We start from the raw sequence: 22,147 nt of genomic DNA, 5'->3' as shown, positions 1-22,147 counted from the left end.
GCGCCCTTGGGGTCTTACCTCGCCAGCTAGAAAGGAAACTCGATGACTCGTCTTCGTGCCATCTGTACCGCGGTTGCTCTGGTTTGCGCCAGCGGCCAGGTTTTTGCCGATACCGCCAGCCACAACGCCAGTGCCGAAGCCTTCCTGACCCTGGCCCATGCCGACAAGCTGGGTACCCCGGTGTACATGCAAGTGCAGCAGATGTTCGCCCAGCGTTTCGAACAGACCAAGGCGCCAGCCGCCAAGCAGTCCGTTCTGGACAGCTACCAGGCCAAGGCCAACGCCGCCCTGGACCAAGCCATCGGCTGGCCGAAGCTCAAGCCGGACATGGTCAAGCTCTACACCACCAACTTCAGCGAATCCGAGCTCAAGGACCTGGTTGCGTTCTACCAGTCGCCACTGGGCAAGAAAGTCCTGGAAAAAATGCCGCAACTGACCCAGCAATCGGCCCAGATGACCCAGGCCAAACTGGAAAGCGCCGTACCGGTGGTCAACAAGCTGTTGGAAGACATGACCAACGAGCTGTCGCCCAAAGCTGCCCCGGCCAAGAAGAAGTAAGCAGGAATGACCATGCAACAGCGTATCGAAACGGCGCTCGCCGCCCTGGACCCGCAACACTTGAGCGTGCTGGATGAAAGCCACATGCACAGCCGTGGGTTGCAGACCCACTTCAAGGCCGTGCTGGTCAGCCAGCAGTTCGAGGGGCTCAACCGCGTCAAGCGCCACCAGAAGGTCTACGCCACCCTGGGTGACCTGATGAGCGAATTTCATGCGCTGGCGCTGCATACCTACACCCCTGAAGAGTGGGTGCAAATCGGCGCGGCGCCTGCTTCGCCGACCTGTGCTGGCGGGCATTAAACCCCCGCCCTGGCTTCAACCGGCAGCCGCCGGTTGAAGCGGGCTGCCATAACCCGCTACCTCTTTTTCCTTTCCTTGATCCCTAGGCTCTGCTGACCATAGTGCAACTTGGGTCATGTGATCATGTCTGCTTCACTCCATCGAAACACCCCCACGATTGTGGCGTTCGACCCCCGCGGGTTAACGGTCCGCACCCTGGCCTATCATCGCGCCAACGCCCAGACTGAACCGCAGCCGCGTATCAGTCGCCAGGTGTATGGCGCCAGCGGTTTTGTGCAGCAACAGTGGGATCCGCGTCAGTATGCCGCGAGTGCCCAGGCGCCCCGGGCACGGGCTTGCGAAACCCTGGTCCACAGCCTCTCCGGGACGACGCTTTTGCGCGACAGTGCGGACGCCGGCCGCCGCCTGATGCTGCTGAGCGAGGCGGGGCAATTGCTGCGTACCTGGGACAACAGGGGCGCCTGTCAACGCTACGCCTACGACACGTTGCAACGCCCGGTCGCCGTATTCGAACAGGCGGCCGACGAGCCTCGCGAGCGGTGTGTCGAGCGCCTCACATACGCGGGGGCCACCCCCGAAGCCGCAGCGCTGAACAGCTGCGGTCGCCTGGTCCGGCATGCCGATCCTGCCGGTACCCTGCTGATCAATGCCTATGCGATTGACCAGAGCGAGCTGCAGCAAACCCGGCGCTTTCGGCTTGATGCCGCACCGGTCGACTGGCCTGCAACGGTCGAGGCGCAGGATCTGCTGTTGGAAAGGGCGGCATACACCACCACTCGTCGTTATGACGCTGTGGGTGGATTGCTGGAGCAGATCGATGCAAAGGGCAATCGCCAGCATCGGACCTATGGGCTGCATGGGCGTCTCCAGGCTCTCGCCATCACCCCTGAGGGGGGCGTGCGCAACCTGCTGCTGCACGAGCGCGCGTACAACGCCAACGGGCAGCTGACCTTCGAACGGGCCGGCACCACGTTGAACAAGACCCTGCGTTATGCCCCGCAAAGTGCGCGGCTCTTGCAGATGAAGACCTATCGTCAGGGCGAAGCCGACACGCCCTTGCAGGACCTGGCGTACACCTACGACCCGGTGGGCAATATCCTCAGCCTCAGCGACCGGGCACAGCCCACGCAATGGCACAGCAACACGCGCATCGAGGCGCGCAACCGTTACGAATACGACACGCTGTACCAACTCACCCTCGCCACGGGGTGGGAAAATGCCCGCAGCACGGCGGGTCAGGCGCCGCCGCCGCAGGTGTTGTTCGGGGCGACGGATGATGGGTTGTGGCGCCCTTACACCCAGCGTTACACCTACGATGAAGGTGGCAACCTGACGCTGGTGCGCCATGCCTCGGGCGTTGGGTCCGGTTATACCCGACGCATGACCCTCGCCCCCGACAGCAATCGCGCCGTGCCCGGCGACTCGCCGCCTACCGCTGCGGCGTTTGATGGCAATGGCAACCAGCGCATGCTGGGCAGCGGCCAGCAGATGGTCTGGAATGTGCGCAACCAGTTGGCCTACGTGACCCAGGTCGTGCGCGCGGAGGGCGAGCCGGACGTCGAGGCCTACCTCTACGATGCCCAGGGCCAGCGTGTACTCAAGGTCAGGCGCAATCAGGTCGGCGACACCTCGCATACCCAACGCACCTATTATTTGCCGGGCCTGCAGATGCACTGGCGCAGGGGCCAGCGCCTCAACCTGCTGGACCTCGACGTGGAGGGCAGTCGAGTGACGGTGCTGCAATGGGAGCATGGCCGCCCCGATGGCCTGGACGCCGAGCAGGTTCAGTTTCACGTGCTCGACCATCTCAACAGCAGCCTGTTGGTGGTTGACGAGCAGGGGCGGTTGCTGAGCCAGGAAGGCTACTACCCTTATGGCGCGACGTCATGGAGCGCCAGCAGGACGGCGATCCAGGGCGACGACAGGCTTTACCGGTATGCGGGCAAGGAGCGCGACGCCACCGGGCTGTATTACTACGGCGCGCGGTATTACGCGCCCTGGCTGCAGCGCTGGATCAGCCCGGACCCGGCGGGGGATGGGGATGGCTTGAATCTGTACGCCATGGTGAGGGGCAACCCCTTGCGTTTCACCGATGCATGGGGTGGGCAGGCGACGTTTGGTGAGCAGTTCCAGCCCAGCCGTGGCGACATGATTTTTGGACTCAGTGCTGCGGTGACCCACTACAGGAGCTTCTGGTCGAAGCTGACTGCGCGGGGGGATATTCTGGCGGCGTATTTTTCTGGTCCCGATGTGGAGCGGTGGACAGGTGGATTAGCGAGCACGTTGAGTGAGTTCGGGCGTTTTCGAGAAATGGGCACACCCGAACCCCAAGAGCGCGACACCGGACGTGAGCGCACTCTTGCCATTCAAGTTTCAGCGGTTGCGCGACAGTTCTATCAAAATATTCTGGCGCGTTATTCAGGTTGTTCATCAACCACCGCCAATCGGCAGTTCGTCAGGCGTTTTGTCGAAGAACTGGCTGAAAGCGCTTATTCGTTTACCACGACTGTACGTCAGCACATGGGCCATGGGCTGAGGGCGATTCAAGAAAAGGTGATCAGCCGCAGCAGCAAGTCGGCACTGGCAACCCTGACGAGCCCGCAGAGCAGGGCGGTGGTGCATTTTGCGCTGGAGGGAGTGGATATGGAGGCAGTGATTCGCAAGACCCGGCGCTCGGTGACCGGTTCCGAACTGCGCTGGCTCTACCGGCATCGCCAGCAACTGGCAGGCAGGGTGATTTTCTATCGAGGCCAGCAGCGTGTCGATGCGCCCTGGGACACACGTGCGTCAGCCTGGAAAGCCTACCGTCCACGCAGCGCCGCTGTGCGAACGGCCGCCCGGCGCTGACTACACATTTCGAGTGAACCCCTTATGTAGCAGCTGCCGAGCCTTGGCGCGGCTGCGTGGCGTACGTATTGACACCCCGCGATCTGCGGTGCGCCAACGCAGCCTCGCTTGCGCTCGATAGCTGCTTGTATGAAGAAGTGCGGATACCTGTGCCATTCGGGTCAAGTGCCGCCGGCCGTTTCCTCCCAGGTGTCGTTTTCATCCTCGCTGACCACATACCATCCGCAATAGCGCATGCGCTTTATCGCGCCGTTGGCGGTGTCGGTGCGTATGGCACGCCCCAGGGCATCATGGAATTGCCGGTCGCTGTGGGCGATGTCACGTAAGGCGCGACCGTGGCTGTAAGAGGGCCGGCTGGCGAAGTAAGGGCGGTAGATGCGCGTCATCGCGTCCTGGTGGTTGTATTCGACGCGTTCGTCGACGCACCAGCGCGGGTTGGCGTGCACCTGGTTGATGACCCCGTGTTCAGCGCTCACCTCTCCGGTGGGCAGGATCAGGCAAGCGTCGCCCGGCTCGGTTTGGTGCAGGCGCTGCAAGGGGCGACCCCTGCCATCCCAATAGGTGAGGCTGAGGCGCACAGTGCGTTCGGGGTCGTCGGGATAGCGATCGGCCAAAAGCGTCAGGCGATGGGCCGGCTCTCGGCGTGCCTGGGCAATCAAGGTGGCGAGCCGTTGGGTGTCAGCGTGGGTTATTTGCGCCGGGTTGCTTGCGCGCAATCTGGCTTTGGCGCGGATCTGTCCACCGGGCAGCAGATAACCCTTAGTCACCCATTCGTCTCGCCTATCGGCCTCGGCGATCGTGCCCATCCAACTGAGTACCGCGTAAAAATGCGCACTGGCCGCCTGCCCCAGGCAGCTTTGAGGGGTCTCAATGGCCTGTTCGACAGTGGTGTCCAGCAACCGCGTGCTCTGCGGCAAGGGGCCGAAGCCTTGGGTCTTGCCTGATTCGCGTCCCTCATAACGTGTAGCGATCAGTCGGCCGAAGCCGTCATACAGCGCCTGCTGCACGGTGCCATTGGGGTCGGTGAGGCTGACCGGCAGCAGCAGCCGGTAATCATGCTCGGCTCGGCTGACGCAACCGTCGGCCTGCTGTACCTGGGTGACCTGGCACCCGTATGGGTCGTAGGTCAGCGTGGTTTCACCCAGGGCTTGCGTCAGGCGCCAGCTGTGCAACTGGTAAAACCCCGTTGCGTCCAGATACCGAGACCTGTGTTGGCACATCGACCAGAGCTGCGGTGGCGCCTGTTGTTCGGCGTCGCCGATAGAGAAAAATACGCTCATCGGGCGATAGCCGATCTGTTGCAACTGGGCCGTGAGTTTCCAGGGCGCCTGGCCGGGCATTTGCGGTATCGCCTGGTAAGCCTGCAGCGCCTCGGGTCCCAGTTCAGCGGTTTCCAGGCCGTCGCTCAGGGCCTGCAGCGTGGCAGTGCCGGCCTCCAGTGCATGACCGCCGGGCCCGGCTTCGCGGTAATACTGGACCGACAGCCCGCTCAGCACCCGTGGCGCCTGCGGTCCTAACGGCCCGGAGCGCCGGTCGATAAAGTGTTCATAGGACAGCGCCGAACCGCTCAGCCCACCTGGCTGGCCTTTGGGCAACACCCAGGCGTTGTCACGCTGGCGATAGGGCAGGCCCAGGCGCCATTGCGAGTCCTGTGTCAGATGAATCCACTGTGCCAGGGTTTCGTTCAGGTAATAGGCTTGTTGCGCCGGGTCATGGCTGTCGCGCCACCACTGTTGCCGATGGCCGTCATCCAGGGTGTCGGGCGGAGCGTCGTCGGCGGTCTTGTTACGTGCCAGGTGCACGGTGACGCTGTGGACCAGGCTGCCAAACGCATCCCAGCGCAGGTTGATCTGCTGTTTGCACACGGGGTCATCGGGCACTTGGTCGTATTGGCAGTCGATGGATTCCACGGGCAATACCAGCATGCGCGCCCACGGTTGTGTGTTGGCAAGCTGGCGTACCAGATAGCGATGCTGTTGCACCGAGTAGGGCACATTCTGCGCGGCGTCATCGGCGAAAATTTCCTCGCGCAGCAGCACGCCTTTGAGCGCGTAGGCCGCGTCGTCCAGGGTCTCTGGCGTGGGGGCGGGCAATTGCACGTCGTTGTGGTCGGTGGGGTGCGCTTGCCCCGGCGCCTGATAACTGCACAACAGGGTTTTACCCAGGCTGATCGCTTGTAAATCATGCTGGCTGTAGCCCGCAACCGGCATATCCAGCGCTTGGCCGGTATGGAACCAGCGCTTGGTCAGGCGTCGCGTTTGCGTCGCGCCGTCAGCGGCGGTCTCGGTGTCGGTCTGGAGGATCAGGCCGAAGCCCTGGAAGGCCCGCTCAACGGCGTTGTAATACGCCTGTCGGTAACTGAAACGCCGCTTCAGGGTGCTGTCGTTGATTTCGTCGTGCTGGGTTTGACGGCTGACCACAGGCATGGCCACCGGAGATTGGCTGATGGCCGGGTTGCCCTGGTCTTTGCACTGTTTTTTTTCGTCCAGCCATTCCTGGGCGCTGCTGCGGTAGAACACCCTTGACCGGTTGCCGAGGTGGTGGGTGGTGTACGCGAGCAGGTAGGGCCGGTCGGTGTAGAAGTCATAGCGCCAATGGCGAGGCTGTGGGTGCATGACGCTGATGATCAGGCTGGGGCAGCCCAGGCCGTTCAAGTCGGCCAGGCTGACCTGGCTGAGTGCGTCATACCGCACGCCTTCAGGCCATGACAACACGCGGGGCGTGATGTCGAAGCGGTTGCCGCCCTGGTTGCTGAAAATGCGCAGCTCATCGGGCGTCAGGTACAGCAGGTCGGCGCCGCCATAGCCATCCAGGTCCGCCAGCACTACGTGGGCGGCGTCGAACGTCTCGTGGTCGAAGGGCAGGTTTGCCAGCACAAAACCCTTGCAGAATCGACCACGCCCCAGGTTGGGCCAGCATTCGATCCGGTCGTGGCGGATGCGCACCAGATGCTGCTGACCACTGCCGAGGACATCGCTGAAACCGACCCATTCCCGGTTTGAGCGGGAGACGGTGGGCAGCGCGTCATCGGCTGGCGCGTGGGGCACGTCGATACCTGGGGCGAACCCGGCGTGTTGGCGGTTGGCATACAGGCGCACGCTGCGCGGACCGACCAGGGCCAGGTCGTTATTGCCGCGGCCCATCAGGTCGCCGAAGACCGCGTCGGGGTGAAAATACTCCTGGGGGAGTGCGTCGAAGCCGATGAACCCTGACCAATTGAGCTGGGCGCTCAGGCTGAAAAAACCTCTGAGGCCGGGGCGGCCGCTCACCCAGTCAAGGCGTCCGTCACCTGTGACATCGGTCAGTTGCTGGCGCATGGGATAGGCGCTGTCCGCTGTCGGGATTGCGGGGATTTTCCGGGCGGTGCCGTAGCTCACCTCATCCGCCGCGGCGGATTCGGCCCGTTGCGGTTCGCGGTAGTACCAGGCCTTGTCAGAGCGGTACAGGATGCCCGGCAACCCTTCACCGTACAGATCGACCAGATGATAGCGCTGGCCGTCGTTAAGTCCGGGGAAGTCGTCAAGGCGTTGGAAACGCGCGGTATCAAGCTTGAGGTCGACTTTCTGGTACAGGCATTCGAAGGGGGGCAGGCTGCTGATCCTGCCGTGCCGGTCGATGGCATGTTCGTGGGTGGCGAGCAGGAGGTTCACACCATTGCGCAGCGTCTGGTATTCAAGCACCACGCGCTTGACCAGCACCGGTGAGCCGCCCAGTTGGGCTTCGTCGGGAAAATGATGAAACAGCAGCACCTGCCGGCACAGGCGCAAGGTTCGGCATTCAAAACCGTCGGCGAAGCTGGAGAAGGGGTCTTTGCGCAGCGTCCAGGGCGTGTCCGGTGCGTAGGACGGCACCTTGTCCAGTTCGGCGGTGCGTTGCCCGTAGTCGAACAGCAACTGGAAGTGCCAGCCCCTGGATGCAGCCTCGTCGGTTTCAAGCAGGTACAGACGCTCCTTGTCCCGAGCGGTGAAATTCCCGTAGCAGACCTTGTCCAGGTAGCGCTGGGCGCGGCAGTCGCGTGGCGCGCGCGACGTCTCGGTTTCTTGTATGTAGTGGTAGTAAATGTGCTCACCGTGGGCACTCAGGCTTTCCTGCAAGAGCCACTGTGCGACGTGTTCAGGCTGGTCCGGGTCGGCAATCCGCGCGGCGGCGGTTTTGCCATAGAGGTGCTGGCTGCCGTCGGCACTGTGAATCAACCAGAACCCCGTCGGGTCGCCCGCCGATTGCCAGCGCTCAATGCGATCAAACTCACGCTCGGCCCTGGGCCAATAGCGGGTCACGGCGTAACGGGTAGCGGCTTGCCCAGTCTCGTGGCGGCTGATCGGGTTGCCCTCGGCGTCCTGTTCGGGCAGCAGGGGCTGGCCATTGGGGCCTATAAACCGGTCGTGGACGGTGTAGGCCGGCACGCCCAGGGAGGTTTGCCGGCTCACCGTGTTCACGGGGACCGTCCAGCCCATTCCGAATGGGCTGTTACCCGCTGCGCTGTGGTACGCCAAGGTCATGGCGGGAGCGAAGCCGCGCGCCGCAGAAACGGGCAGGGGGATTTCAAGCGTTGCGCCACCGCTCAAGCCGATATCGCCCCAGCCCTTGCTCGTGGCCTGAATCGAGGCGCCGTCCTTGGGCAGCGCCGGGGCGTTGATGGGCGTGCTGTTCATAAGCGCTCACCCTTGCCTGTTGCCCTGGCGGTGTAGCGCACGTGAATCACGATGTCGTTGATCGACTCCAGCATGGCTTTCTGCCGGGCCGGTTCGGGAAACATCAGGGTCCAATTGGAAATGGCGCCGGTGTATTCGAACGGCAGGTAACGATCATTGCCTTCGAACATCAGCGTGAACAGGCCGTTGTCATCCAGGCCGGTAGACAGGGCGATTTGCTGGTGCGCGCGGACATCCTTGCGCGAGACCCCGTTGGGCAGTTCGATTTCGTTACCGGTCTGGGTCAGGAGGGCCCTGATGTCCTGATAGGGGCCGAGTATCGCCGGCAATGACACGCTGATGCTCTTGATTCGCCGCAGCACGTGGCCGGGGTAGTCCTGGTCAAACAGCGCCTTGGTCAGCTTGAAGCCAAGCGTGCCTTTTTCAACCAGGTTGCCTTTATGCAGGCTCCACGGGTCCCGTGTGTCCACTGGCTGGATGGCACCAAAACTGTTGACTTCGCATTCGCTCAAGCGATCACGCAGGGACAGGGTTTTGACGATCTCCAGGTCGCGAACGTGATGGCTCAGGTAGTCCCGGTTCATGTTGAGCAGGGACAACTTCAGCGCCTCGCCTGCCAGATACCCGCGATAACTGTTAGTCCAGGCGCCGGGCCTGATGAACGTGCGCTCGAAGTCCGCCATTTCATATTGCCAACAGGCTTCGGCCGCCTGGCACAGGGACAGGCACAGGTCATAGGCCTGGTAGAAAAACTGGCCGAGTTGGACATTGAGCCAATCGTAGAGTCGCGCCTTGGCAAAACGCTTGGTCAGCAATTGATAGCTGGACCACGCTTGCGCCAGCGAAGTCTCGGCCAGGCGCAATTGCAGGCGCGTGGCTTTTTCCTGTTCGGCATAGGCTTGTTGCTGCACGTCGATCTGGGCAAGTTCGAGGTGCGCTTGATCCCGCGCGAGGGTCCACTCCTGCGCACGCCGGTTGAACTGCTCGGTACGGTCGAGGTCGGCGGCGCTGCTGCGCATGGCGCCGGCGGCGCCCTGGGCCACGGCTTGCGCCGCATGGAAGGGGCCTTCCCAGCGCGAACCACCCACCGACGTGCCGACGATATTCGGCGCCAGCATCGCGACGCCCGCGGCTGCGCCGGCGATTGCGGCGGCGGCCTCGAAGCCGGCGCTGCGCAGGTGCAGCAGGCCGGCCTGAGCCTCCGCGCCGCTGACCCCTTCGGCGAGTTGGCGCTCGTAGTAATGCGCCCTTTGCTCAATGACCCGCCGGCCGGCAGCGAGCGCCTGGCGGTTTTTTTCGTCCAGCAATACGGCCTGCTGCTGTTGGCTCACGATGATATTGGCCAAGTCCCAGGCCTGCTGTTGTTGCAGCTCAAGCAATTCAGCCTGCTCCTTGCGTTCGTTGAGGCTGAGCATCGTGTTGCCGAACTGGATAAGCGTCTCGGTGGCTTCTCTGGCGTGGCTCAGCATCACCTGGAAGCGATAGTGAGTGGACGGCGCAGGCGTCAATGACGCGAGGCTGTCCTGGTCCGGCGCGCCTTTGGCCTGGCTGACCAACAGCCGCTGGGGTGACAGTGGGGCGGCATACAGCGCCAGGCGCAGCGGCTTGCCGCTGATGTCCAGATTGTGCCGCAGGTTGTGCAGGCGGCTTTCCAGCTTGTCCCACCGCGCAACCAGCTCAGGGTTGAAGGGCAGGCACAGGTTGTCGGTGTCGGTCAGTAATGGCAACGAACACCCGTCAACCGCGAGGTTTTCGTCGATGTGCGGGCTTTGCCACTCAAGGCGTCTCAACGCGGTGGATTGGCTCTTTGCCAATGCATCCAGGGTGATGCTGGCCCAGGGCTCGACCTGTGTAATCCGCGGCCGAGCCTCCAGCAACTGATTGACGCGGGTGTACCAGAGCTTGGCCTGCGTCAGGCTGTCAGCGGTCAGTTGCCGGTATGCCGCATCGCCGCGATTGAGCAGGATATCGAGGTAAAACTGGTAGACCGCTTTACGCAAATGCACCGGCGCTGCCAGCGCCAATTGATGGGGATCAGCGCTCGCTTCACCCGTAGCCTGATCGTGGCGCGTCAGTTCGCGAAAGCCCCAGTACGCGGGGCGATCACTGGCGGCGTCGGCGCTTCGTCCCGGGTCGAAAATGTACTTGAGCCACGCCAGGGCCTCGACGTATTGCTGTTCATGATTCAGTCGGTGGGCCACCAGCCAGGGCAGGTAAAGGAACAATTCCCAGAAGTACTTGCCGTTGGCGCCCTGGAAGTCAACGTCCTGGGGCGGGCCATTGGCTGTCAGCGGCGGTTCTTGCCACTGCTTTGGCGTCAACGAGAACAGACGTTCCAGGCTGATGTTGGCGGCTTCTGCCAGTTTGCCGGCAAAGCAGGTATTCAAGCGGATGGCGGCCAGCGGGTCCTTGATCAGCGTGCTGGCGGAGAAGTCAATGAATTCGGCAGTGCCCAGCGCGTCTGAAGACAGCCGGGTGATGGTGGGTGCGCGTTGCCGCACCGGTGCGGCGCCGGGAATGGCGGCCGCGACGTTGATTGTGACGGCCTTGAGTGCATAGCCCAGGATCTGCGGCCCGTCTTCGCTGGGCCTGAGGGTCAATACGCCGTGGATCAGCGTGATCAGCGATTCAGTGGAATCTGGCACTGGAATGTGTGCGGTGACCCGATGCCCTGCCGGCAACTCCGGGCTCGATCCAGCCAGGCTGTCGTGGGCCGTGTCCTGGAAATTGAGGATGCGGTTCGAGTTGGCATCAATGGTGTCGGTGAGTGGGTAGTCATCAAAGTTGGCGCTCATGATGATGTGTTTGTAGGCCCGCAGCGGGGAGGTGGTCACGTCTACATTTGTTAGCTTCAGCGCGTTTTGCAGATGCAAGCCTGTCTGTGGTTCCGCATAAATGCCGTAGCGATTGAGGGACACATGCATAGGGGTATGCGCGTGGGTAAAGAGGTGCACAAAGGCCGATTTGTCAATGAACTTGCCCGCCAACGAAATCGATTCATTCGGCGCGGGTGTTGTATCGGCGGTGATCAAGAGTTTGTCTTTGTCGTGCACAAAGTTGGGGAACTCTTCATGGGTGAGCGAGTTTCTGAAGTACAGCGCATAAAAATCAGTTTTATGTATTTCCCCTGTGCTGGTGATGGCCGAGCCTTCGCCCAGTTCGAGCTGCATGGCTTTTGGGTCGTCAAGCGAAGATTGGGTCATCAAGGTGAGGGTGATATTTTCTTTTGTTAGCGTGACGCTGTAGTTTTGGCGAAAGTTGTCCTTGAGCGTTGAGGTAATAATCAGTTTGTTGGTGTTTGAGTCGAACGTTGGCGAGCCGGCAACTACCTCATCAATATGGGGTTGCTTGTTATCAAAGTTCCAGTTGTCTTTCTCTGAAAAAGGCGCGTGCTGGTGTTTGATCGTGACATGCCGTTGGGTGTAAGGCGCAATCTTGAACTGCAAGTTACCTTTGTTGATATAACCAAAGTACGTGAAGTACTGCCGCGCCGTATCAGGCAGTAGCTCGCTGTAATACCCGTTGTGGTCGCTCGCTTCCCCGCGGAGCACGTTCTGTACTGTTTCGCGCTGGTTAAAATCGAAGGCTTCCAGCAGGCGACTGATCTCTTCGGACAGTTCTGACCCCGGCAGTACTTTGTAGCGCTCGGGACTGCCGCCGTCGGCGACTTTGGTAATGTTGAAATGCGGATCGAGGTGGACCGCCTGGAAAAATTTGCCGGTGAACGAGTCCTGCTGTTTTGGATCCTTGCGCATCGGCACATGCAGGCCCAGGAACAAGGTGGCCGGTGAGTCGGCATCGACAATGGCGACGGTCTGGGTGACGGCTTTCAGAAACGCGGCCGTGCAGGCATTGACCTCCTCGGTTGCGCAGTGCTGATTGATGCATGCCAGGGGCACGCTCCAACGGTCATCGTATTTTTTGTAGGAGTAATTAAGACGAAACCTGACGTAGTGGCTGTTGAGCCATTCGTCCAGGTGATTGTCGTCGTCGTCCTTGTTGCCAGGCGTCTTGAAGCTGCGGGTTGGTTCGGGCTTGACGCATTCGGCCCAGATTAAATACAGACGGTTATTGAGGAAGACCGGGCGGATGCTCTGCTCGACCGTGTCATCAGAGAGCGTCAGGTTGATTTTCTTCCAGTCCGACCAGGCCTGTATCGAGGGCTTGAGGGGATTGCTGGGCGAGCGTTTGGACAGGTCGAGCGAGCGCCAGTAATAGGCTTTTTCGGAGGTGGACTTACCGACAAAGTAATAGCGGCTGGTGTGCAGCTCAGAGGCATTGCCATCGATGTACCCATTCAGGGTGCGGATGTTAGCCATTTCCTCGAACCGGCCCAGGTAGCTCTGCACGGCGGTGAGCACCGTGTCTGGTTGCAGCCGGTATTGGCTCAGGTCGTTTTCCAGTTGCTGGAAACTGTCGGTCTTGTTACGGCGCAGCGTGGGGTCCAGGTAATTGGCCGGGTGGTAGCGCAATTGCTGGCTGGCGCTCCATAGAGGGTAGGCGTGCAGTTGTTCACGCCACACCTGGTCCTGCTGCGCGGTCATGCCTTGTTTTTCGTAACCCGGCTCCAGGCCCAGCTGGATGCGGGTGATGTATTGCTGAAGGCTGGCAATCGCGCAGGCCACCGGGCTGGTGGGCACAGCCTGGCTGACTTGCACGTCGAGCAGCCAGTACTCGTAGAGGTCGTCCGGGTTATTGATCTTGCCCTTTTGGGCGGCAGGTATTGTGTGCGCCAGGTAGTACGCCAGCATGGCGTCGCGCAGGCTTTCATTGAGGCGTTGATTGAGCACGTGAGACATGATCAGTCCTTGAACAGGTCGTGTAAGAGGGCTGCCAGGCAGCGTTATTGATGGGTACTGGTGAGCGCTTCACCCACGGCCTGCCATTCATCGAACGTCGAGCCGCCGTGCAGGCCGCAGACCTCCAGCAACTGTTCAACGGGCAGGCCGGTGTCGGCGCTGGCCTGGCGACAACGCAGGATCCATTCCAGACGTTCGACGGAGGTGACATGGGGGGGCTGCAAGGCGCGGCTCAAGACCTCGATTTCACTGGCGCTCCAGCCCAGCAACCGGGCGAGTTGGCTGTTGGCTTCGGCGCTGCTTGACTCCGGTGCGTCGGAAACGGCGTTGGCCTGTTTGAAGTAGTCCAGCAGTTGTTCTTCCGACACGCCGTAGTGGTCGATGCAGTGTTTGAACTGTTCCATCAAAAACAGGTTGTGCAGGGTCAGTTCGAGCAGTGAAGGGCGTTGATAGATGTCATTGAGCCAATGGGGATTGGCCAGCAAGTGGTCCAGCGCCTGCCGGCTGACGGGCAATTGCAGTAGATCCACGGCGTGAGGCAGCAGCAACATCAAGTGGCCGAGGGTTCGCAGCGGCGAACCGGCGGCTCCGGCGGGGGCGAGCAGGCGCAGTAAATGATCGTCTTCGTCGTATTTCAAATAGCGGATTTGATTGCCCTGCGCGTGGGGCAGGCTCTGCAGGGTTTGTTTGAGGTGAGCGTACAAAGGCCGTAAGTCGTGCTTGAGTGAGTCCAGGGTCGACAGCAGTGTGTCCTTGGCCTGCCTGATCAGCATGGACGCGTGGCTGCTGTTATTGCTCAGTTTGAGCGTGGCCAGGGCGTCATCGAGTGCGGCACTCTGGGATTTGCCCTGGCGCATCAGCTTCAAGGCGCGATGGGCGGTGGCTTCCCAATCAACCGCCGGCAAGCGCGGTTGTTCTTGCGCAGGTTGCGCTACGAAGGTGTGCTCTTTGAGCTTCGTTGAGAGCGATGGTTGTGGATGGCTGTTGAACACGTTGAGCAGCATGCCGACGCCCGGGTCCGGGCTCACCGGTTCCAGCAGTAGTTGGTGACGCACCCGTGCGAGGGTGCCGCCGTTGTTTTTGATCCAGCGACTGACCCAGTCCAGATGCATCAGTACATCGAGTACGTCCGGCGACCCTTTCAAGGTTGTGCGCAGTGTCGGTTTGGACAGTTGCTGCTGGTAGCCCCCGGGTTTGAGCAGGTGCAGCAGGTGTTTGCAGTCCATGAGCGACAAACCGAACAACCTTGCGATGCGCGCATGCCGATAGAGGATGCTGACCGTGACAACGGTGCGCCTGGGGTGCCGGTCGGCGCTGAGCACCAGTTGCAGCGAGTTCGGCGAGTCCTGCAGGCCCAGGCCGGCGCATAGCTGTTGCCGGGTCGTGGCGTCGAAGGGCTGTGAATCCAGTTGTAGAGGCGGCAGCGCCGAGTCGGCCGGGTTGAATACCTGATCGAACAACGACAGGCGCTCGCCCGAGGCGTCGACCGGCAATTGGTGCAGTATCGCGGCGAATTCTTCGGCTTGCAGCCCGTAGTTCGTGTGCAAATAACGATAAACCCCCAGCGCCCGCAGGGTGTTGTGGGTGATCAACAGCGAGGGGTTGGCGTCACCTTCGCAGCGCATGGCGCTGACCAGTAGCGTGTCGAGTTGGGCGAACGGAATATCCAGCCAGCGCTGTAGGCGAATCATGCGTTGCAGGCGATCGAAGCCTTCGACCGTGACATTCACAAGCCGGGCCGGACGGCTGCTGGCCTGGTTGATCGCTGGGCCGGTCGGACCATTGATGTAACAGGCCCCATACGCCATATCGGCGACCAGTAAGCAGTTAGGAGAGCGACGCGGCTTGTGGGTGGTCTGCGCGAGCAATACCTGAAGCGTGTCGGCATTGAGGCCGGTGAGGCGCAGGAAGTCAGCGACCTGTTCCGGGCCCTTGAGGTCTGCGTCTGGCTCCCAGTTGTAGTAGTCGTGATAAAAACCGAGGGCCCCGGACGTACTTGCCAGCGGCTGCTTGAGCAGGGCCTGCTGCTGTGGGCTCAGCCCGGATAATAGAGGCAGGGCGTCATCATGGTCGGCGATGACGTGCCCGTAGGCGTGCACGGCGCGGGTGGTGATGGGCAGCTTGCGGCTGATTCGGTAGTTCAGTTCACCCAGCGACAGCCCGCTTTCAGACAGCCCCAGCACGCACTGATGGTGATGGGCGTGATAGGGCAAGGAAAACGGATACCACGTGGTGCTCAAGAGCTGGCAGGCTTTTTTCTGATCGCCCCCGGTGAGATTGTCGAGCAGCGTCTGGTTGATGATCGACAGCATGGGGCGTTGGCCGGACACGCTGTGGGGGTTGATCTGCAGGTCCTTGAGGTCGGGTCGACGTTGCTCCAGTGTGGTCACTGCCGTGCCGTGGGCGTTTTTTTCCAGTTGCAGGGCGAACAGATACAGCGCCCGCAGATACGCCACGGGTGAGTCCATCGCGGCAATGGAGGTGCTGGCGCAAAAGTGTTGCCAGTCCTCCTTGAACAGGGCGTTGTAGGTCACGCCGCTGGTGGCCTTTGCGGGGGAGGGTGGCGATACCTGTTGCTCGCGAAACAGCGTTTCCAGTTGCGCGGCAGCGCTGCGGGCCTTGAGGTGCAGGCTTGTGGCATCGTCATCGGTGTGCTGGGCCACTTGTCTGGAAAACTCGGTTTCGGGCAGTCGGACGATGTCGAATACCGAATTGATGCTCAGCAGTTGCAAGGTGTCTTTCATGTCGCGGCGGCCGGGCGCCGGCGCCGGCGGCAGCGATTCATCGATCAGCCGGGCGAGCAGCGGGCTGCGTTCATCTTCCATGTACATGCGTCTCCATCGGTCCCACCGGCGGGTCCGGTGAGTGACGAGGGACGCTATCACGCAGGTTGCGAGGGCCGGGGTCAGCCGACGCCGCGACGACAGTGAGGAAATATCAACAAGCGTGCCGATGCCATCGAGACCAGGGATTTGTTAGAATGCGTTACGCGCCGCCAGTCGGCGCATTTTTTTTGCATCCGGTTCACCCTTTGCGAGGGTAGCCACCTGGAGAGAACACCCATGACTCAACCGATTGTCGTGGCGGCACTGTATAAGTTCGTCACCCTCGAAGATTACGTCGCCCTGCGCGAGCCCTTGTTGCAGGCGATGGTCGACAACGGCATCAAAGGCACCTTGCTGATCGCCGAAGAAGGCATCAACGGCACCGTTTCCGGTAGCCGCGAAGGCATTGATGGCCTGATGGCCTGGCTCAAGAACGACCCGCGCATGATCGACATCGACCACAAAGAGTCGTATTGCGACGACCAGCCGTTCTACCGCACCAAGGTCAAACTCAAGAAAGAGATCGTGACCCTGGGCGTCGAAGGCGTCGACCCGAACAAAAAGGTCGGCACCTACGTCGACCCGAAGGATTGGAACGCCCTGATCAGCGATCCCGAAGTACTGTTGATCGACACCCGTAATGACTACGAAGTGTCCATCGGCACCTTTGAAGGCGCAATCGACCCGAAAACCACCAGTTTTCGCGAATTTCCCGACTACATCAAAGCCAACTTCGACCCGGCCAGGCACAAGAAGGTCGCCATGTTCTGCACCGGCGGTATTCGTTGCGAGAAGGCGTCGAGCTACATGCTCAGCGAAGGCTACGGTGAGGTGTATCACCTCAAGGGCGGCATCCTGAAGTACCTTGAAGAGGTGCCCCAGGAAGAAACCAAATGGCAGGGCGACTGCTTTGTTTTCGATAATCGCGTGACCGTACGCCACGACTTGAGCGAAGGCGACTACGATCAGTGTCATGCCTGCCGTACACCGGTAAGTGTTGAAGACCGCGCCAGCGAGCACTACGTGGCTGGCATCAGTTGCCCGCATTGCTGGGATAAACTGCCGGAGAAAACCCGTCGCAGCGCAATCGACCGGCAAAAGCAGATTGAACTGGCCAAGGCCCGCAATATGCCGCACCCGATTGGCTTCAACTACAAGCAAACTCCATCCGAGGCCTGACCCATGTCCGCGCGCCTGCTCTATGTAATGGACCCGATGTGCTCCTGGTGCTGGGGCTTTGCCCCGGTGGCGCAGGCGCTGGTTGAGCAGGCCCACGCGGCCGGTGTGGACGTGCACCTGGTGGTGGGCGGCCTGCGCACCGGCAGCGGCGCGGCGCTGGAGCCGACCACGCGGCGCTACATCCTCGAACACTGGCAGGCCGTCACCGACGCCACCGGCCAGCCGTTCAAGCGCGAAGGCGCACTGCCCGACGGTTTTGTGTATGACACCGAACCTGCCTGCCGCGCCATCGTCACTGCCCGCAGCCTGGCGCCGGATTGTGCGTGGACACTGTTGGGCCTGATCCAGCGTGCGTTTTATGTCGAGGGCCGCGACGTGACCCTCGCCAGCGTGCTGGTGGAACTGGCCGAGCAGGCGGGCATCCCGCGTATCGAGTTTGCCGGCGAGTTTGACCGCGCCGAGCAGCACGCCGCCACGGCCGCTGATTTCACCTGGGTGCAGGACCTGGGGATCGCCGGTTTCCCGACGCTGTTGGCCGAGCGCAATGGTCAACTGGCGCTGCTGACCAACGGCTACCAGCCGCTGTCCGAGCTGTCGCCGTTGCTCGCCCGATGGCTGGAGCGAGCAACCTGTGCATGAGCAAGCCCCACGCACCGACCGCCTGACCTGGGCGGAAATTCGCCGCCTGGCCCTGCGTCACAAGAAATCCCTGTGGATCGCCAATGGCGTCGCCGTGCTGGCGACCCTGTGCAGTGTGCCCATCCCCTTGCTGTTGCCATTGTTGGTGGACGAAGTGCTGCTGGGCCACGGCGATGCCGCGCTCAAGGTGATGAATCACGCGCTGCCACTGGGTTGGCAGAAAGCTGCCGGTTATATCGGCCTGATGCTGCTGGTCACCCTGGCCCTGCGTTGTGGCGCACTGGTGTTCAACGTGGTGCAGGCGCGGCTGTTTGCGCGGTTGGCCAAGGACATCGTGTACCGCATCCGCGTGCGCCTGATCGAGCGGCTCAAGCGCATCTCCCTGGGCGAATACGAAAGCCTGGGCAGCGGCACGGTCACGACTCATCTGGTCACCGACCTGGATACCCTGGATAAATTCGTCGGCGAAACCCTCAGCCGCTTTCTGGTGGCGATGCTGACGCTGGTCGGCACCTCGGCGATCCTGGTGTGGATGCATTGGCAACTGGCGTTGCTGATATTGCTGTTCAACCCGCTGGTGATCTACGCCACCGTGCAGTTGGGCAAGCGCGTCAAACACCTCAAGAAGCTGGAAAACGACAGCACCTCGCGTTTCACCCAGGCCCTGACCGAAACCCTGGATGCCATCCAGGAAGTCCGGGCCGGCAACCGCCAGGGCTTTTTCCTTGGGCGCCTGGGCCAGCGCGCCCAGGAAGTGCGTGACTACGCGATCCATTCCCAATGGAAAACCGACGCGTCGAGCCGCGCCAGCGGGTTGCTGTTCCAGTTCGGCATCGACATCTTCCGCGCGGCGGCGATGCTCACCGTACTGTTTTCCGACCTGTCCATCGGCCAGATGCTCGCGGTGTTCAGCTACTTGTGGTTCATGATCGGCCCGGTGGAGCAGTTGCTGAACCTGCAATACGCCTACTACGCGGCGGGCGGCGCACTGACCCGTATCAATGAGTTGCTGGCACGTGCCGATGAGCCGCAATACGCGGGCGGCGAAGACCCGTTCAGCGGGCGTGAAACCGTCAGTATCGAAGTGCGCGGCCTGGACTTCGGTTATGGCGACGACCTGGTGCTCAATCAACTGAACCTGCAGATTGCGCCTGGCGAGAAAGTCGCGATTGTCGGCGCCAGCGGCGGCGGTAAAAGCACCCTGGTGCAACTGCTGCTCGGGCTGTACACGCCGCAGGCGGGCAGCATCCGATTTGGCGGTGCAACCCAGCAGGAGATCGGCCTGGAGATGATCCGCGAGCACGTCGCGGTGGTGCTGCAACACCCGGCGCTGTTCAACGATACCGTGCGCGCCAACCTGACCATGGGCCGCGAGCGCAGTGACCAGGCTTGCTGGCAGGCCCTTGAAATTGCCCAGTTGGAAGCTACGGTTAAAGCGCTGCCCCACGGCCTGGACAGTGTGGTGGGGCGCTCCGGCGTGCGTTTTTCCGGTGGTCAGCGTCAGCGCCTGGCGATCGCGCGGATGGTGTTGGCCGAACCCAAGGTGGTCATACTCGACGAAGCGACCTCCGCCCTGGACGCCGCCACCGAGTACAACCTGCACCAGGCATTGGCGCGGTTCCTCAGCGGGCGTACTACACTGATCATTGCGCACCGTCTGTCGGCGGTAAAACAAGCCGATCGGGTCTTAGTGTTTGACGGTGGTCATATCGCTGAGGATGGCGACCATCAGCAATTGATTGCCGATGGCGGTTTGTACGCGAAACTCTATGGGCATTTGCAACAAGTACGTTGATTTAGCCTAGGCTGTGCTATCGGAAGTGGGTGTTTGCGTGCGTATCCAGCAGTGCATATGCAAGGGACTTCATGAAGCAAAAGCGGACTCTCGGAACGCCTCGGCTGTTGGGCATTGTCTGGCCCTTTATCGCCGTGGTGCTGTTCCAGGCATTGTTGGGCTGCGGAAGTCTCTACATGCTTTCAGCGGTACGAGGCTATGTGGGCGGCGAGAGCTTATGGTCCAAGGGCCAGAAGGACGCTATCTATTACCTGACGCTGTACGCCGATGACCGCAACCAGGCCACCTATCTCAAATACCAGCAAGCCATCGCCGTGCCCCAGGGCGGCCATGAGTTGCGTATCGCCCTGGACCGTCCCACTCCCGACCTGGATGCCGCGCGTCTGGGCATCCTCAAGGGCGGCAACCACCCGGATGATGCCACCAGCCTGATCTGGCTGTACCTCAACTTTCGTCATTTCAGCTACCTGGAAAAAGCCATCGAACTGTGGACGGTGGGTGATCGCTATCTGGTTCAGCTGGACGAACTGGCCCGTGAGATGCACAGCGCGATCAGCGTCGACCAGGTCAACCCTAACGATGTGCGGCAGTGGAAGGCCCATATCACCGCCATCAACGAAGGCGTGACGCCGGCCGCCAAAGCCTTCAGCGATGCCCTGGGCGAAGGCTCGCGGATGATCCTGCGGTTGCTGCTGATCACCAACCTGGCGACGGCGCTGGGCCTGATCGTCCTGGCGCTGTTACGTACCCATAAGCTGCTGACCCAGCGCCATGCCTTCGCCGATGCCCTGCAGGCCGAGAAGGAGCGCGCGCAAATCACCCTGGAGTCGATTGGTGACGGGGTGATCACCACCGATGTCGACGGTGCCATTACCTATATGAACCCGGCAGCCGAGGCCATGACCCACTGGAATTCAACCCAGGCCCAGGGCCTGCCCCTGGCGGCGCTGTTCAACCTGCTGGATGACAACGCCCAACCCGACGGCTTTACCCTGATCGAACACATCGTCAACGGCCACTTCCGGGGCGGCAGCGAGCATTCAAAAACCATCCAGCGCCTGGACGGCAGCACGGTTTCGGTCACCTTGGTGGGGGCGCCGATCCGCAGCGCCGGCAAGATCAGCGGCGCAGTGCTGGTGCTGCATGACATGACCCAGGAGCGCCAATATATTGCCAACCTGTCGTGGCAAGCCACGCATGACGCCTTGACCGGCCTGGCCAACCGCCGCGAATTCGAATATCGCCTGGAACAGGTCCTGCACATGGCCGGGCAGCCTGAAGGCGGTCGGCATGCATTGATGTTCCTCGACCTCGACCAGTTCAAACTGGTCAACGACACCTGCGGCCATGCGGCAGGTGACGAGTTGCTGCGCCATATCTGCGCGCTGCTGCAATCTGCCTTGCGCGAAGGCGACACCTTGGCGCGCCTGGGCGGCGACGAATTCGGCATCCTGTTGGAACACTGCCCGGCGGCGGCGGCGGAAAAAATCGCCGAGAGCCTGCGGCATACGGTGCAGAGCCTGCATTTTGTATGGAAGGGCCGGCCGTTCATGACCACCGTGAGCATCGGGCTGGTGCATATCTCCCAGACCCCGACCACCCTGGAGACCTCGCTGCGCGCCGCCGACATGGCCTGCTATATGGCCAAGGAAAAAGGCCGCAACCGGGTGCAGGTGTACCACGCCGATGATTCGGAGTTGTCCCTGCGTTTTGGCGAAATGGCCTGGGTGCAACGATTGCACATGGCGCTGGAAGAGAACCGGTTCTGCCTGTACGCCCAGGAAATCTCGCCTCTGGGAAATACCGACGCGGGCAACGGGCATATTGAAATCCTGCTGCGCCTGCATGACGAGGCGGGTCGGATCATCCTGCCCGACAGCTTTATCCCGGCCGCCGAGCGTTACGGGTTGATGACGTCGCTGGATCGTTGGGTGGTGGAGAACGTGTTCAGGATCATCGCCCGTTGCATGCACGAGCGTCCGGGCCGACCTATGGCCATGTGTGCGATCAATCTGTCAGGAATAACCATCGGCGATGATGACTTTCTCGGGTTTTTGCATGAGAAATTCGACACTTACAGCATTCCGCCAGAAATGATTTGTTTTGAAATAACTGAAACCAGTGCTATCGCCAATTTAGGCAGTGCTATTCGCTTTATTAATGAACTCAAAGCCTTAGGTTGCCACTTTTCCCTGGACGACTTCTGCGCCGGAATGTCCTCGTTCGCGTATCTGAAACATTTACCTGTAGACTTCCTGAAGATCGATGGAAGTTTCGTAAAGGATATGCTGGACGACCCGATTAACCGCGCAATGGTCGAAGTGATCAATCACATCGGCCACGTCATGGGTAAGCGCACAATTGCCGAATTTGTTGAAACACCGCAAATCGAACAGGCATTGCTCGATATTGGTGTGGATTACGCTCAGGGCTACCTGATTGAACGACCGCAATTGTTTACCTTTGATAGCTTGCAGTGTCGACCTGTGCGGCCGCAGCCTCTGTTGTTCAGGGCGCCCGGCACATTCCGCTGAAACATTTGCTGGTCTGTAA

10 protein-coding genes are annotated in these 22,147 nt (G+C 61.2%); 7 read left to right on the top strand and 3 right to left on the bottom strand.

The genetic code is table 11. The annotated features are described in order from the left end of the window. Nucleotides 1-42: 42 nt before the first annotated feature. The 3 genes from DNK50_RS22625 (at nt 43) to DNK50_RS22615 (ending at nt 3,705) form a co-directional block, all read left to right on the top strand. Complete coding sequence (locus tag DNK50_RS22625) at nt 43-558, top strand: DUF2059 domain-containing protein (RefSeq protein WP_099586330.1); 516 nt, start codon at nt 43-45, stop codon at nt 556-558. 6 nt (nt 559-564) lie between these two features. Next, complete coding sequence (locus DNK50_RS22620; RefSeq protein WP_099586329.1) at nt 565-858, top strand: BolA family transcriptional regulator; 294 nt, start codon at nt 565-567, stop codon at nt 856-858. Between the two features lie 123 nt (nt 859-981). After that, on the top strand, nt 982-3,705 hold the full coding sequence (locus DNK50_RS22615; protein ID WP_112196320.1) for an RHS repeat-associated core domain-containing protein: 2,724 nt from the start codon (nt 982-984) through the stop codon (nt 3,703-3,705). A gap of 161 nt (nt 3,706-3,866) precedes the next feature. Here DNK50_RS22615 and DNK50_RS22610 read toward each other — a convergent pair whose 3' ends face one another. From DNK50_RS22610 to DNK50_RS22600, 3 genes are read right to left on the bottom strand one after another with little or no spacing between them, the layout of a single operon-like run. Further along, nucleotides 3,867-8,357, bottom strand: coding sequence for a SpvB/TcaC N-terminal domain-containing protein (locus tag DNK50_RS22610; protein ID WP_112196319.1), 4,491 nt, complete (start codon nt 8,355-8,357; stop codon nt 3,867-3,869). Beyond that, a complete protein-coding gene (locus DNK50_RS22605) occupies nt 8,354-13,156 on the bottom strand; it encodes a neuraminidase-like domain-containing protein (RefSeq protein ID WP_112196318.1) in 4,803 nt (1,600 codons plus the stop codon). Before DNK50_RS22605 ends, DNK50_RS22610 begins: the two co-directional genes overlap by 4 nt. 44 nt (nt 13,157-13,200) lie before the next feature. Further along, the gene (locus DNK50_RS22600) at nt 13,201-15,981 is read right to left on the bottom strand and encodes a Tc toxin subunit A (RefSeq protein WP_256595354.1); all 2,781 of its coding nucleotides are present in this window, start codon (nt 15,979-15,981) and stop codon (nt 13,201-13,203) included. 237 nt (nt 15,982-16,218) lie between these two features. On the opposite strand from DNK50_RS22600, the gene DNK50_RS22595 reads away from it, so the two are divergent. The 4 genes from DNK50_RS22595 to DNK50_RS22580 all read left to right on the top strand — a co-directional run bounded on the left by DNK50_RS22595 (nt 16,219) and on the right by DNK50_RS22580 (nt 22,128). After that, nucleotides 16,219-17,160: a rhodanese-related sulfurtransferase gene (locus DNK50_RS22595; protein WP_099586324.1), complete on the top strand. Its 942-nt coding sequence runs from the start codon at nt 16,219-16,221 to the stop codon at nt 17,158-17,160. Nucleotides 17,161-17,163: 3 nt separating this feature from the next. Then, on the top strand, nt 17,164-17,799 hold the full coding sequence (locus tag DNK50_RS22590) for a DsbA family protein (protein ID WP_112196316.1): 636 nt from the start codon (nt 17,164-17,166) through the stop codon (nt 17,797-17,799). Then, the gene (locus DNK50_RS22585) at nt 17,792-19,594 is read left to right on the top strand and encodes an ABC transporter ATP-binding protein (protein ID WP_112196315.1); all 1,803 of its coding nucleotides are present in this window, start codon (nt 17,792-17,794) and stop codon (nt 19,592-19,594) included. The genes DNK50_RS22590 and DNK50_RS22585 overlap by 8 nt, the downstream gene beginning before the upstream one ends. A 71-nt stretch (nt 19,595-19,665) precedes the next feature. Beyond that, the gene (locus DNK50_RS22580; protein WP_099586321.1) at nt 19,666-22,128 is read left to right on the top strand and encodes an EAL domain-containing protein; all 2,463 of its coding nucleotides are present in this window, start codon (nt 19,666-19,668) and stop codon (nt 22,126-22,128) included. Nucleotides 22,129-22,147: the final 19 nt, after the last annotated feature.

Origin of the sequence: Pseudomonas sp. LG1E9 (assembly GCF_003290225.1) — a bacterium.
GTDB lineage: Bacteria > Pseudomonadota > Gammaproteobacteria > Pseudomonadales > Pseudomonadaceae > Aquipseudomonas > Aquipseudomonas cyclaminis.
Note: the sequence above shows the minus strand (reverse complement) of the source record. Positions and strands in the feature narration are given on the sequence as shown.